General features: G+C 47.8%; 14 protein-coding genes. 10 read left to right on the top strand and 4 right to left on the bottom strand.

The features are described from left to right. Positions 1-149: 149 nt before the first annotated feature. The 7 genes from L1N97_RS08085 to L1N97_RS08055 all read left to right on the top strand — a co-directional run bounded on the left by L1N97_RS08085 (position 150) and on the right by L1N97_RS08055 (position 7,422). Positions 150-968, top strand: a complete 819-nt coding sequence (locus tag L1N97_RS08085) for an enoyl-CoA hydratase/isomerase family protein (protein WP_236129436.1) — start codon at positions 150-152, stop codon at positions 966-968. 4 nt (positions 969-972) lie between these two features. After that, complete coding sequence (locus tag L1N97_RS08080; protein WP_236129435.1) at positions 973-2,958, top strand: acetyl/propionyl/methylcrotonyl-CoA carboxylase subunit alpha; 1,986 nt, start codon at positions 973-975, stop codon at positions 2,956-2,958. Then, positions 2,955-3,860 carry a hydroxymethylglutaryl-CoA lyase gene (locus L1N97_RS08075; protein ID WP_236129434.1) on the top strand — a complete coding sequence of 302 codons (906 nt, stop codon included), beginning with the start codon at positions 2,955-2,957 and terminating at the stop codon, positions 3,858-3,860. Before L1N97_RS08080 ends, L1N97_RS08075 begins: the two co-directional genes overlap by 4 nt. Before the next feature lie 1,086 nt (positions 3,861-4,946). Beyond that, positions 4,947-5,648, top strand: a complete 702-nt coding sequence (locus L1N97_RS08070) for a CoA transferase subunit A (RefSeq protein WP_236129433.1) — start codon at positions 4,947-4,949, stop codon at positions 5,646-5,648. Positions 5,649-5,658: 10 nt separating this feature from the next. Next, complete coding sequence (locus L1N97_RS08065) at positions 5,659-6,318, top strand: CoA transferase subunit B (protein WP_229584290.1); 660 nt, start codon at positions 5,659-5,661, stop codon at positions 6,316-6,318. Between the two features lie 173 nt (positions 6,319-6,491). Beyond that, complete coding sequence (parS, locus tag L1N97_RS08060) at positions 6,492-6,941, top strand: type II RES/Xre toxin-antitoxin system antitoxin (RefSeq protein ID WP_236129432.1); 450 nt, start codon at positions 6,492-6,494, stop codon at positions 6,939-6,941. Position 6,942: 1 nt separating this feature from the next. Further along, entirely contained in the window at positions 6,943-7,422 is a 480-nt protein-coding gene (locus L1N97_RS08055; RefSeq protein ID WP_236129431.1) for an RES family NAD+ phosphorylase, read from the top strand. Here L1N97_RS08055 and L1N97_RS08050 read toward each other — a convergent pair. Continuing rightward, positions 7,411-8,289, bottom strand: coding sequence for an NAD(P)-dependent oxidoreductase (locus L1N97_RS08050; protein ID WP_229584293.1), 879 nt, complete (start codon positions 8,287-8,289; stop codon positions 7,411-7,413). The genes L1N97_RS08055 and L1N97_RS08050 overlap by 12 nt on opposite strands. Positions 8,290-8,372: 83 nt before the next feature. On the opposite strand from L1N97_RS08050, the gene L1N97_RS08045 reads away from it, so the two are divergent. Further along, positions 8,373-8,852, top strand: a complete 480-nt coding sequence (locus L1N97_RS08045; protein WP_226750108.1) for a glutathione peroxidase — start codon at positions 8,373-8,375, stop codon at positions 8,850-8,852. A 70-nt stretch (positions 8,853-8,922) separates the two neighbouring features. Beyond that, on the top strand, positions 8,923-9,903 hold the full coding sequence (locus L1N97_RS08040; protein WP_236129710.1) for a 2-hydroxyacid dehydrogenase: 981 nt from the start codon (positions 8,923-8,925) through the stop codon (positions 9,901-9,903). Between the two features lie 85 nt (positions 9,904-9,988). On the opposite strand, the gene L1N97_RS08035 is transcribed toward L1N97_RS08040, so the two are convergent. Next, the gene (locus tag L1N97_RS08035; RefSeq protein WP_229584294.1) at positions 9,989-10,381 is read right to left on the bottom strand and encodes a DUF2750 domain-containing protein; all 393 of its coding nucleotides are present in this window, start codon (positions 10,379-10,381) and stop codon (positions 9,989-9,991) included. A gap of 90 nt (positions 10,382-10,471) precedes the next feature. Next, entirely contained in the window at positions 10,472-10,894 is a 423-nt protein-coding gene (locus L1N97_RS08030) for a YqaA family protein (protein WP_236129430.1), read from the bottom strand. A 214-nt stretch (positions 10,895-11,108) separates the two neighbouring features. Here L1N97_RS08030 and L1N97_RS08025 point away from each other — a divergent pair, with 214 nt between their 5' ends. Then, positions 11,109-12,650, top strand: a complete 1,542-nt coding sequence (locus tag L1N97_RS08025) for a methyl-accepting chemotaxis protein (protein ID WP_236129429.1) — start codon at positions 11,109-11,111, stop codon at positions 12,648-12,650. Positions 12,651-12,666: 16 nt separating this feature from the next. Here the strand turns inward: L1N97_RS08025 and rlmC are convergent, their stop codons facing one another. Further along, positions 12,667-13,830 carry a 23S rRNA (uracil(747)-C(5))-methyltransferase RlmC gene (gene rlmC, locus L1N97_RS08020; protein WP_236129428.1) on the bottom strand — a complete coding sequence of 388 codons (1,164 nt, stop codon included), beginning with the start codon at positions 13,828-13,830 and terminating at the stop codon, positions 12,667-12,669.

Raw genomic sequence — 13,830 nt, 5'->3', positions numbered from 1 at the left:
CAGTTTGCTTAATAGCGGGCTGGCTGCGCTGAAGTAGGTTAACCACAAAAGGTGTTTTATGTAGTAAGCAAACGCTTGCTGGCTTATCCAGCCATACCGGCAACCCCATTACTTTTATAAGCAGAAAGTCTTAACTTTCGGAGATAAAAATGACCCAGGTATACACAGAAGTTAATATCGATACCCGTGGCGTAGCAACTTTAACGCTGAACCGCCCTGCTGTGCATAACGCTTTTGATGACGCGATGATCGCCGAATTAATTAATGTGATCAACGATCTTGCCAATAACGATACCGTGCGGATCATGGTGCTCGCCGCCAATGGCAAAAACTTCTCTGCCGGTGCCGATTTGAATTGGATGCGCGCTATGGCGCAAAAAGATTACGATGAAAATCTGGGTGATGCCGCCGAATTAGCCACCTTAATGCACTTGCTCGATAAATTTCCAAAACCCACTATTGCTCTGGTTAACGGTGCAGCCTTTGGCGGCGCGGTTGGCTTAGTGGCTTGCTGTGATATTGCTATTGCCAGTGACAGCGCCACTTTCTGTTTAAGTGAAGTGCGCATTGGTTTAATGCCTGCCGTTATTAGCCCTTATGTGATGCGAGCATTGGGCGAGCGCGCGAGCCGCCGCTACTTTATCACTGCTGAACGCTTCAACGCCGCTACCGCACTGCAATTGGGTTTATTACATGTTGTGGTAAGTAGCGATGACATGCAGGCTTGCTGTGAAGGTTTTATTACGCAACTGCTGCAAAATAGCCCAGCGGCGATGCGTGCGGCTAAAACCTTGTTGCAAAACATCTACAACCGAAAAATTAGCAACAATGTTATTGCTCATACCCAGCAAGCGATTGCCGATATCCGCGTATCTGACGAAGGCCAAGAAGGCCTAAGCGCATTTTTAGACAAACGTACCCCAGCTTGGCAAAACGTAGTAACCACCGATGATAAGGCAGGGAAATAACATAATGTTTCGTAAGATCTTAATTGCTAACCGTGGCGAAATTGCTTGTCGCGTGATTGATACCGCACACAAACTCGGTATTCGCTGCGTGGCGGTTTATTCTGAAGCCGATACCAATGCCCGGCATGTCAGAATGGCCGACGAAGCCTACTTACTCGGCCCTGCACCAAGTAAAGACTCCTATTTACGCAGTGATAAAATCATTTCAATTGCTAAACAAAGTGGCGCCGAGGCGATTCACCCAGGTTACGGTTTCTTATCTGAAAATGAAGATTTTGCTAACGCCTGTGCGCAAGCCGGTGTGATTTTTATTGGCCCACCAGTGGCGGCCATCACCGCGATGGGCTCAAAAAGCGCGGCTAAAGAAATTATGGCGGCTGCAGGTGTCCCCTTAGTGCCGGGCTATCATGGCGACGATCAAAGCGATACCTTGTTAGCTGAAGAGTCAACCCGTATTGGTTATCCGCAATTACTGAAAGCTGCCTACGGTGGCGGGGGTAAAGGCATGCGGGTTGTTTGGAACAAAGACGAATTTGCAGCCGCTTTAGCCAGTGCTAAGCGCGAGGCCAAAGCCGGCTTTGGCAATGATAAAATGCTGATCGAGCGTTATTTAACCAAACCGCGCCATATTGAAATTCAAGTATTTGCCGATAATCACGGCAATGCGGTGTATTTGGCTGAGCGTGATTGCTCTATCCAGCGTCGCCATCAAAAAGTGATTGAAGAAGCCCCAGCCCCCAATTTTAGCGCTGCGCAGCGTAAAGCCATGGGCGAAGCTGCTGTAAAAGCCGCTAAAGCCATTGATTATCGTGGCGCTGGTACGGTGGAGTTTTTATTTGACGAAGACGGTTCTTTCTACTTTATGGAAATGAACACCCGCTTGCAGGTTGAGCACCCGGTGACAGAGATGATCACTGGGCAAGACTTAGTAAAATGGCAATTATTAGTGGCCGCGGGTGAGCCTCTGCCATTGGCACAACAGGATATTCAATTAGACGGCCATGCCATCGAAGTGCGGGTGTATGCCGAAGATCCGGATAATGACTTTTTACCGGCTACCGGCAAACTGACTTACTTACGTCAACCCGAAGCGAATCGCCATGTGCGGGTAGACACCGGCGTGGTTGAAAATGATGAAGTGTCGCCCTTTTACGATCCGATGATTGCCAAGCTGATTGTTTGGGATGAAAGCCGTGACCGCGCCATTGCCCGCATGCTGCGCGCCTTGGATGATTACCGTATCGCCGGTGTGACGACCAACCTGAGCTTTTTAACCAGCCTGACCGAACACCCTGCGTTTAAAGCTGCACAGCTAGATACTAACTTTATCACTCAGCATCAAGAAAGCTTATTTGCCCCAGCGAATAATGAAACCAATCAAGCCTTAGTACTGGCTGCATTGTTTGTTTTACAACAGCAAAAAGCCCCCAGCTGCAGTCATACAACTTTTAGCCCATGGCAATTTAGCCATGGCTGGCGTTTAAATGAAATGCCGACCGTGCACATTGCTTTGCATTATGGCGAACAGAAACAAACACTGACTATTCAGCAACATGAGCAGCATTATGTTATTGATGTGCAGGGCCAACAATTATGCTGTACCGCCGAGCTTCTCGGTGATGAACTTAGCGCCGTGCTAGGTGATCATCGTACCAAGGTGCGGGTAAGCCAATATGGCGACACCATCAGTATCTTTATTAAGCATCAGCGCTACGACTTTATCTATCAAACCGAAGTCGCTACCGAAGTTGATGGTAGCGAGCATGCCGGCAGCTTAACCGCACCGATGAACGGGACTATTGTCGCGGTGATGGTTGAAGCTGGCGCCAAGGTTAAAGCCGGTGAGACCTTAGTGATCATGGAAGCCATGAAAATGGAATACAGCATCAAGGCACCGAAAGATGGCGTAGTAAATCAGCTGTTTTATCGTGCCGGTGAGCTGGTACAAGACGGTGCAGAACTGGTCGATTTTACTGCGGAGGAGCAATGAGTTTTCCTAAAACCGTGCGCCTAGTGGAAGTGGGCCCTCGCGATGGTTTGCAAAACGAGCAAAATGTTAGCACCAACGCCAAAGTGCAGCTAATTAATATGCTTAGCGCTGCAGGTCATCGCTATATCGAAAGTGGCGCATTTGTCTCCCCCAAATGGGTACCGCAAATGGCCGACTCAGCAGCCGTGTTCGCCGGTATTTCGCGCGGCGCCAATGTCACCTATGCTGCCCTCACGCCCAATTTAAAAGGTTACGAAGCCGCTAAAGCCGCCAGTGCCACTGAAGTGGCCATCTTTGGCGCCGCATCAGAAGCCTTTAGTCAAAAAAACATTAACTGCTCAATCAGTGAAAGCTTGGCACGTTTTGCGCCGGTATTGGATGCAGCAAAAGCCGATGGCATTAAAGTGCGAGGGTATATCTCTTGTGTCGTCGGTTGCCCCTATCAGGGTGACGTTGCGCCAACCGAGGTCGCTCGAGTTGCCAAAGCGCTGCTAGAGATGGGCTGCTATGAAATTTCGCTAGGTGACACCATCGGGGTTGGCACCCCGCTTAAGGTGAATGCCATGCTGGACGCCGTGCTCAAAGTGGCCCCTGCTGAACAACTCGCAGTGCATTTTCATGACACCTATGGCCAAGCCTTAACCAATATTTATGTGGCGCTCAGTCGTGGCATTAGCGTGATTGACAGCGCCGTAGCCGGTTTAGGCGGCTGCCCTTACGCTGCCGGTGCCTCAGGCAATGTGGCCACTGAAGATGTGGTGTATTTATTAAATGGCCTGGGCATTGAGCACGGTGTGGATTTAGACGCTTTAGCCGCTGCGGGGCGGTTTATTACCGAGCAATTGGGTAAAACCACGAACTCAAAAGTAGGCTTAGCACTTAGCGCTAAATGCGCAAGTTAGCATAGTATTGGCTGTCACACTGGGCTCATAAAATCTGGGCTCAGCAAGGTCACTAGTAACACAAAGCGCAGCACAATTTTTGGTGGGACCGTGTTTTTCAGGGATGAAAAACAGGAGCGTACAGGGATGTATTTACAGCGTGTCCCAACAAAATTGGGCGCAGCGACAGTGCTAGTTAGACAAAGCGCAGCACAATTTTGGTGGGACCGTGTTTTTCAGAGATGAAAAACAGGAGCGTACAAGGATGTATTCACAGCGTGTCCCAACAAAATTGGGCGCAGCGACAGTGCTAGTTAGACAAAGCGCAGTGCAATTTTTGGTGGGACCGTGTTTTTCAAGGATGAAAAACAGGAGCGTACAGGGATGTATTTACAGCGTGTCACAACAAAATTGGGCGCAGCGACAGTGCTGCCAATAAAGAACGTAATGAACTTTATTTATAAAAAATAATATTTATTAAATCCGATTTTACTTCCAAGTAAGATATGCAGGGAGGAAAGAAATTAAATTGCGCCTAGTTCTAAAGTAGGATTGTCGCTCAACACCCATAGCGGGCAAACTCATTCTTAGTTAAATGGTAACAACATTACACATTGAGCTTGGTATATCGTTAAGCTTTACATACAACTTTGCCGGAACACGCCGTGAATACATCCATGTAGTCTCCTGTTTTTCATCCATGAAAAACACGGTTCCGGTCAAAGTGTATTGCAAGCTTAACTCAATCGAACTTTAGCTTAGGTTTCTAGATCAGCAGCGTTAAATTTAAGTTTTCAAAATGGCAGAAACATAATCAATTGCGCCAAGAAGTATGGCTGCTAGTTAGCACTTAGAAAAGTCACTGACAGCCCTTGCAATGCATTGTTGGTTGTTAAATCGTAGATGGGACAAGTGGTTAATAGAAAACGATGATGTAACTAACTAAGATACGTTTTCGCTACGAGCTTTACACAGAAAATACCTTGGCCAGTGCAGCATTCAGGGCGAAAGCTGCGAAAAACATTTAAAAGCTAAGCCGTTTAATACATATTTAGATTGATACATGTTCAATAGTCAGACAAGCGACTCAAAAACAGAGGACACAAAATGGCAGGGTTTAATAAAGTCGTACATAGCTACGAAGACGCCATGGCAGGCTTGCAAGACGGCATGACCGTTATTGCCGGCGGCTTTGGCTTATGCGGTATCCCAGAAGGGCTTATCGCCCAAATCAAAAAAATGGGGACCACCGACTTAACCGTGGTATCTAACAACTGCGGTGTCGACGGTTTTGGTTTAGGCGTATTACTCGAAGATCGTCAAATCAAAAAAATGGTCGCTTCTTATGTAGGTGAAAACGCCCTGTTTGAAAAACAATTACTCAGCGGCGAACTTGAGGTGGAACTGACACCACAAGGCACTTTGGCCGAAAAAATGCGTGCTGGCGGTGCCGGTATTCCGGCATTTTTCACTGCTACCGGTTACGGTACGCCGGTGGCCGAAGGCAAAGAAACGCGCGAAATCAACGGCCGTAATTATGTATTAGAAGAAGCCATAACCGGTGACTTTGCCATAGTTCGCGCCTGGAAAGCCGACCGTTATGGCAACTTAGTGTTCCGCCATACTTCAATGAATTTTAATCCGATGGCCGCAACAGCCGGCAAAATCACGGTAGCAGAAGTCGAAGAAATTGTGGAACCGGGTGAACTCGAGCCATCACAAATTCATACCCCAGGTATCTACGTGCAGCGCGTGATCAAAGGCAACTTTGAAAAACGCATTGAACGTCGTATGGTTCGTAAAGATTAAGGAGGCAGCAATGGCTTTATCACGTGAACAAGTTGCCATGCGTGTCGCGCAGGAACTTAAAGACGGTTATTACGTCAATCTCGGGATCGGTATCCCAACGTTAGTCGCAAACTATGTACCCGCCGGTATTGAAGTGATGCTGCAATCCGAAAACGGTTTACTCGGTATGGGCCCCTACCCAACCGAAGCAGAGCTGGATGCCGATATGATTAATGCCGGTAAAGAGACCGTCACCGCCATCAAAGGCGCAGCGATTTTTAGCTCGGCTGAAAGCTTTGCCATGATCCGCGGTGGTCATGTCGATTTAACCGTACTGGGCGCTTTTGAAGTGGATCAAAATGGCAATATTGCCAGCTGGATGATCCCCGGCAAGCTGGTTAAAGGTATGGGCGGTGCCATGGACTTAGTGGCCGGTGCACTCAACATTGTTGTTACCATGACCCACGCTGATAAATACGGTAACAGCAAGTTACTGAATGATTGTACTTTGCCACTCACCGGTGTCGGTTGTGTGAAGAAAATCGTTACCGATCTGGCCGTACTAGAAGTGCGGGATGGCGCCTTCCATTTGTTAGAACGTGCACCAGGCATTAGCGTGGAAGAGATCCAACAAAAAACGGCAGGCAAACTGATCGTCAATGGCGACATACCAGAAATGGTATTTAATTAAGTTAGCCAAAAACAGATATTAGGGCGCGAGTACAGCTAAGGCTGATCAGTTTGGTGTTTTCCATAACACCTTTTATTTAACTGACAGGCATTGGTGATATCGCGCCCTTTTTTTGACCAAGCAAATATCATATGATAGAGTCAACACATACCAACTGATAAATCAGGTGTATTATGACCGCGCAAGTTCATGAGTTTATTCCAAGCCACTACGCTAGCCCGAACCTCTGGCAACAGCTAGGCATTGCCGAGCGCGGGCCTAAGCTGTATCAAGCCTTACATAACGGCTTTCATTACAACGTCTTTGAAAAACTCGCTTTATCGGCACAGCTCGATAAAAAACAGTTGGCTCAGGTTTGCCAATTAGCCCCGGCAACACTGGCTCGCCGTGCCAAAAGTGGTCATTTTACCCAAGATGAAAGTGACCGTTTATACCGTTTCGCTACCGTGCTGGTGGCCGCTAATGCCCTTTTTGCACAGGATAGCGCAGCCACCAAACGCTGGTTAACCGAGCCGGTGTATGGTCTGGGTGATAAAACCCCGCTCGATATGCTCAGTACCTCTGCTGAAAGCCAAGCCGTGTTAGATTTAATTGGTCGCTTATCACATGGTGTCTTTGCCTAAGATGGCAGCAAAAGACACGATTTCACTTTATCGATTAGTGCATCAACAATGGGCTGCGCAAGCCTTTGATGGTGAAGGTGCCTATTTATATGGTGGGCGTTGGAATAACAAAGGGCAGCGTTGTATTTATACCGCAGGCTCAGAAGCGTTAGCCGTTTTAGAGATCTTGGTGCATTTAAATAATCGAGCGGCACTGCGCCAATATCGTTTATTTCAACTTAGTGTAGACAGCAGCGCCGTGTTGCAACTGAGCCAAGAGAACCTGCCCGCAAATTGGCGCGCCCAACCGGCTGCGGCTGATACGGCCCGTTTAGGTGATGATTGGCTGCAGCAAAAGGCCAGTTTAGCGTTAGCGGTGCCCAGCGTGTTGGCACCGCGTGAAACTAATATTTTATTAAACCCGCAGCATAGCCAATTTAAGGGCTGCCTCAGCAGCCTTGTTGAATTGGAGTTTATGCCCGATCCACGCTTAACGCTTTAACCGCGCCAGTAAGCTCGAGGTATCCCAGCGACCACCACCAAGCTGTTGCACTTCACTATAAAACTGATCAACCAATGCGGTTAGGGGTAAATGACTGCCATTTTTGCGCGCTTCATTCAGCGCAATCGACAAGTCTTTACGCATCCAATCCACCGCAAAACCAAAATCATATTCTCCGGCCAACATGGTAAGCGAGCGGTTTTGCATTTGCCAAGACGAAGCCGCGCCTTGAGAGATCACCTCTACCACCGCCGCGCCGTCTAAACCGGCATTTTGAGCAAAATTCAGCGCTTCGGCCAAGCCTTGTACCACACCGGCAATACAAATCTGATTGACCATTTTAGCTAGCTGGCCATTGCCCGCGGGGCCCAATAATTTTACGCAGCGCGCATAACTTTGCATGGCGGTTTCAGCTTTGGCATAGGCTGCGGGTTCGCCCCCAACCATCACAGTTAAAATGCCTTTCTCTGCACCCGCTTGGCCACCTGATACCGGCGCATCTAAAAAGCCTAGCTGTTGTTTAGCACAAGCCATGGCCAGTTCACGTGCTAAATCAGCCGACGCTGTAGTATGGTCAATCAATACTGCGCCCGCTTGCATGCTTGCTAACACACCATGCTCGCCATACACCACTGAGCGCACATCATCGTCGTTACCTACACAAACAAACACTAAGCTCGCGCCACTGGCTGCAGCGGCTGGCGTTGCAGCAGCCTCACCTTGGTAGTGTTCAACCCACTTTGCCGCCTTGCTTGCGGTGCGGTTATATACGCTGACTGCATAGCCTTTTTGCTGCAAATAACCCGCCATTGGGAAACCCATTACACCTAAGCCGATAAAGGCCACTTTCACTGCTTGATTTGACATATAACTGACTCAAAAATATGACATACTGTGGTCATAGCTTACTAAGTTCTCTCACCGATGAACAGCAAATAAAAGGATCTGCAATGCCCTCTATCTACGATTTTACTGTGCAAGATAACCAAGGACAGCCCATCGAACTCAGTCAATATCGCGATAAGGTGCTGTTAATCGTCAATACCGCCAGCAAATGCGGCTTTACGCCGCAATATAAAGAGCTAGAAGCGCTCTATCAGCAGTATCACACGCAAGGTTTGGTGATTTTAGCCTTCCCCTGTAATCAGTTTGGTGGGCAAGAACCCGCAGGCAATTCTGAGATCCAACAGTTTTGTGAAATCAATTTCGGGCTAAGTTTCCCATTAATGGCTAAACTGAATGTTAATGGGCCTGATACCGCGCCCCTGTTTGATTATCTCAAAGAGCATGCCCGCGGTTTACTGAAAAGCCGAGCGATAAAATGGAACTTCACCAAGTTTTTGGTGAATAAAGAGGGGATGGTAGTAAAACGCTATGCACCGCGCACTAAACCCGCCAGCATAGCGCCTGCCATCGAAGAATTACTGTAAATTTGATCTGGCGCTAATTATGACCGAACAAGATACCCTACACTATCCGCAATCTGATGGGAGATTGCCGATGAAAGTCGCTGTATTCAGTGCCAAAAAATACGATAAAGAAGGGTTCAGCCAATGGGCCGATCCCAGTCTTCAATTTCACTATATTGAAAGCCGACTTAACCTAGAACACCTTAAACTGGCGCAGGGCTGCCATGCTATCTGTGCCTTTGTTAATGATGATTTATCTGCGCCAGTGTTAGAGCAGATGTCAGTGATGGGCATCGAAATGGTTGCACTGCGCTGCGCCGGCTTTAACAACGTCGATTTAGACACCGCCAAAGCCTTAGGCATTCGCATCGCACGGGTCCCCGCCTACTCGCCTGAGGCAGTTGCAGAACATACCGTCGCTATGATGCTGACGCTTAATCGCAAATTACACAAAGCTTACAACCGCGTGCGCGATGACAATTTCGCCTTAGACGGTTTATTAGGTTTTAATATGCACGGTAAAACGGTGGGCATCATTGGTACTGGCCGCATCGGGCTGGCAACCGCTCGGATCTTAAAAGGGTTTGGTTGCAAACTGCTTTGCTATGATATTAAACCTGATCCGGAATTTGCCGAGCATTACACCAGCTTAACCGCGCTTTATCAGCAAAGTGACATTATTAGTTTGCACTGCCCGCTGTCACCACAAACCAAATATATCATTAATGCCGACAGCCTTAATTTAATGAAAGAAGGCGTGATGCTGATTAATACCAGCCGCGGTGCATTAATTGACACTAAAGCCGTTATCGATGGTTTGAAAAATCGTAAAATTGGTTATTTAGGCTTAGATGTGTACGAGCAAGAAGCGGATATTTTCTTTGAGAACTTATCAGAGCAGATGATTGATGACGAAGTGTTTAAGCGCTTATTAACCTTTTCCAATGTATTAATTACTGGGCATCAGGCGTTTTTTACCAAAGAAGCGTTACAGCAAATTAGCCATATTACCAGTGAAAACTTGTTAGCTTATGCCAGCGGCAGTTTTAACGGTAATGAATTAGCCAACTAAGTGTTAAAGCCGCAGTAGTAAAGTGTCTACCTATTGCGGCTTAATTATCATCGTTAAGCAAAACAAGGCCTAATGAAAAACAGTTTTACGCGTCGTCGCTTGTTTCATCAACCAGCGTTTCAGCCATTTCATCTGGCGAAACTACCACACCTGGACCATCCGCGTCTGGCAATACGGCAATACTTAACTCATCGCCATTTAAGCCTTCAGTCCACTTGTTTAACCAGGTTTCTAAATCAACGGCTTGCGCTTGGCAGTTTGACCATTCGCCTTCAATCCACTGCTCAGCTAACTCAAGGTGAGGCCATACTGGGATACAACGTTCATCTTCGGCACTGACTAAAACAAAACCTTCATCATCTGTTAGGATCCAGATCTGCTGTAAATCTGCAACGGCTTGAATAAAGTAGTCGTAACGCTGCTCTGCATCAAGCGCCGTAATGCGTGCTAACTCTTCTGCCGATAATTGGTATTCCATGTGTCTATCCCATACTGTCAATAATAAGGTTAATGATGACGGATCTGCCGGCATAATGCCATCAGAAAAAGCGTTAGCGCAGCGCTTAGCTTAAAAAAAGGACAGTGCTAGCAGGATCAACACCGCATAACGCAAAGCCTTACCCATGGTCACTAACAGCAAAAATATCGAAAAAGGCATCTTTAACACGCCGGCGATCATCGTTAGGGGATCGCCTACTACCGGCAGCCAAGATAACAACAAACTCCAGCGGCCATAACGCAAAAACAGTCGCTCGGCACGCGCTAATTGGCTTGTCGATACTGGAAACCAGCGTTTATGTTGGTATAAACGTAGTTTTTGGCCAAGCCACCAATTCACGCAAGAGCCTAAAGTGTTGCCTAAGGTGGCGCTAAGCCACAACAACAAGGCGACATGCCCCTGTTGCAGTAAAGCCAGCAGCAGCAACTCTGAAGAGGCCGGAAATAGCGTAGCCGCGATAAAGCCAGTTAAAAATAATGAGAAATAAACCAAAACGTCTACCTTTTACTCAATGGGGATGCGACCCAACGCCTTAATCGTGCCGTTGTTGATGGCGACAAAAAAAAACGGCTCATCATTGGGCGTCATTATTAGTATAAAACAACCGCTTGGCTATACTTTAGTCGCAGCGCACTGGGCACGCATTGACTTTGCTAACGCTTTTACCGAATCTGCTTAATCATATCAAAAATAACTGGGAGTCATCATGCCGCTAAAGTTGACACATCACCTGCTGTTTTTAGTGCTGTTAGCACTCAGTCAACTGCTGTTACTCTGGCTAGACTATGCCAAGGTAGCGGTCGGCCTGTCTTTTTTACTTACCGCTTTCTATTTATATGCCGTCTCGAAATCAGTGCCACCCGACTCGCCGCTTGAAACAAAGACAACGCATCAGCCGGTATTAAATGACATTTCAACTGCCACCTCAAAAATGGCCATTGGTGCCGCTGAAGTGTCATTTTATATTGATGGCTTAATTAAAGATATCCAACAAAGTGGTCAAGATAGCCAGCAAATTGCCAACGCGACCAGCGCAGTGGCCGACACCAGCAGTAAACTGAATCATAATTTGCAAACCATCAACCTTGCGCTGACGCAAACCGCCAGTGCCAGTTTACAAGCGGATCAGAAATTACAATCCGGTGTGGATAAAATTCAACAGCTTGCCCAAGCCGTTAGCCATGCGGCGCACGAGTTGTCTGCCCTGCGCGGCAATGCGGATAAAATTCAGCACATTACTCAAGTTATTGATAATGTCGCAGCGCAAACCAATTTACTGGCACTGAATGCGGCCATTGAAGCGGCAAGAGCAGGTGAACAAGGACGCGGTTTTGCCGTGGTCGCCGATGAAGTGAGAGCTTTAGCTGGCAAAACGGCGAATGCCACCAAAGATATTGGCAGTATGCTGGCCGATATTCGCTCACAAAGCGCGCATACGGCAAATTTGATGACCCAATTAGAAGAAGCCAGCCATCAGGTGCAGTTAGAGTTACAAGATGTCGCCAGCGGCGTGCAGCATATCAGTCAGGAAGTCAGTCAATCCTCTACCACTTTAAACCAAATTGAACACCTCAGTGCCGATCTTGAACAAAACAGTGTGCAGATCAGTAGCGCTATCAGTAATATCAGCCAAGCACTGCAGGCTATCGAGCAAAAAGGCGGCAGTATTGCCAGTCAAGCTATTGATGTCTCGGTAGAAACCGAAACCATTTATCGTGCCCTCAGCCAGCAACAACACGATGCTTTTTATCAACCGATCTTACAAGAAGCACAACAAGCGGCAAGCGCCATTGGCGAGTTACTGCAACAAGCGATCAGTCAGGGTAAATTTAGCCAGCAACAATTGTTTGCCGAGCAATATCAGCCTATTGCGAATACCAACCCGCAAAAATACCATACCGACTATGATAAATTTACCGATCACGCCTTCCCGGCCATTCAAGAAGCCATTTTGGCTCGGCATGCCAACGTAACCTATGCAGGGGCGGTCGACCGTAAAGGTTATTTCCCTACGCATAATCGTAAATTTAGCCAAGCATTAACCGGTAATTATCAAAAAGACTTACTGCAAAATCGTACCAAACGCATTTTTAATGATCGTACGGGCAGCCGCTGTGGCAGTAATACCGAAGCGATGTTGTTACAAACGTACAAGCGTGATACCGGAGAGATCATGCACGATCTCTCGGTTCCAATCTATGTGGCCGGTAAACACTGGGGTGGTTTTCGCATTGGCTTTACTCGCTAAGCCACTAAGGCAAGCATTAGCGCCGAATTAATAAGGTCAGCACCTCGGCATGGCTGCTATGAGCAAACAGATCGAACAACTGAGCTTTGACTAAGCGGTAGTCTTTTAGCCGCGCTATATCAGCCGCTAAACTGTGTACGTTGCAACTGGAATACAGCATAAAACGCGGTTGTAACCGTGTGATATCGGCACATAAAGCGTCACCTAACCCGCGCCTAGGTGGGTTAACCACCAATAAATCAGGCGCCTGTGCGGCGGCATGGGCAAAGGCCGCAGAGTCTAACGCTTGAAAACCCACCTGAGTGAGCCCCAACTCGCTGGCCGCTTGCTCGGCACTGGCTATCGCAGCGGCGGCAATTTCAATGCCGGTTAACCTGGGTTGTTGCCCTGTTACTGCCGTTAATTGACTTGCTAAGTGCAGCCCAAAGCCACCGACACCACAAAACAAATCCCAGATCTGTTCAAGTGGCTCACCTTGTTGCTGTAACTCAACCGCCCAAGTTGCGGCGGTAGCATATAGCGCCGCCGCTAAGCTGGGGTTGGTTTGAAAAAAGCTTTGGGGTGATAAATACAACGGCACCTGGTTTAATTGCTCGCGCAGCAAGCGCTCTGCCGTAAGCACAATCTCTTGTGCCCCTTCTAACAGCGCGGCAGGTTGTGGCTGCAAATTAATACTGACCACAGCTAGAGCGGGTACTTGCGCTAACAAGCGCGGTAGATACTTTTGAATGACCGCTAAATGATTTTTTGAACGCAGCACAAAACGCAGCATAAAACGGCCGCTATGCTGGCTTTGACTGAGTAAAATAAATTTCAGCTCACCACGGCGCTGCTGCACCTGGTAAGGCTGCAGTTTAGCTAAAACGATAAAATCTTTAATGGCGGCAAATACATCAGCAAAGCGCTCTGGATACAACGGGCAATCGGCCAAATCGACCGCTTCGTTTTGCTGATTAACAATCCCCAGCAATGGGGCTGCTGCCGTGCCAAGCACCACCATTTTGGCTTTATAACGAAACCCCTGTTCGCTACTGGCGATGGGCGCTAATAACTGAAACGGCGTAAAAGCAGCCAATACATCTACTAACTGCTGCTGTTTGTTGGCCAGTTGTGTGGCATAGGGCTGAGCTAACCATTGGCAGGACTGACAACGACCTGCTATAAAATGGGCACACTGCAC

This window comes from Rheinheimera sp. UJ63, assembly GCF_021568285.1.
Taxonomy (GTDB): Bacteria; Pseudomonadota; Gammaproteobacteria; order Enterobacterales; family Alteromonadaceae; genus Alishewanella; species Alishewanella maricola.
This window is presented reverse-complemented; position numbering and strand designations above follow the sequence as displayed.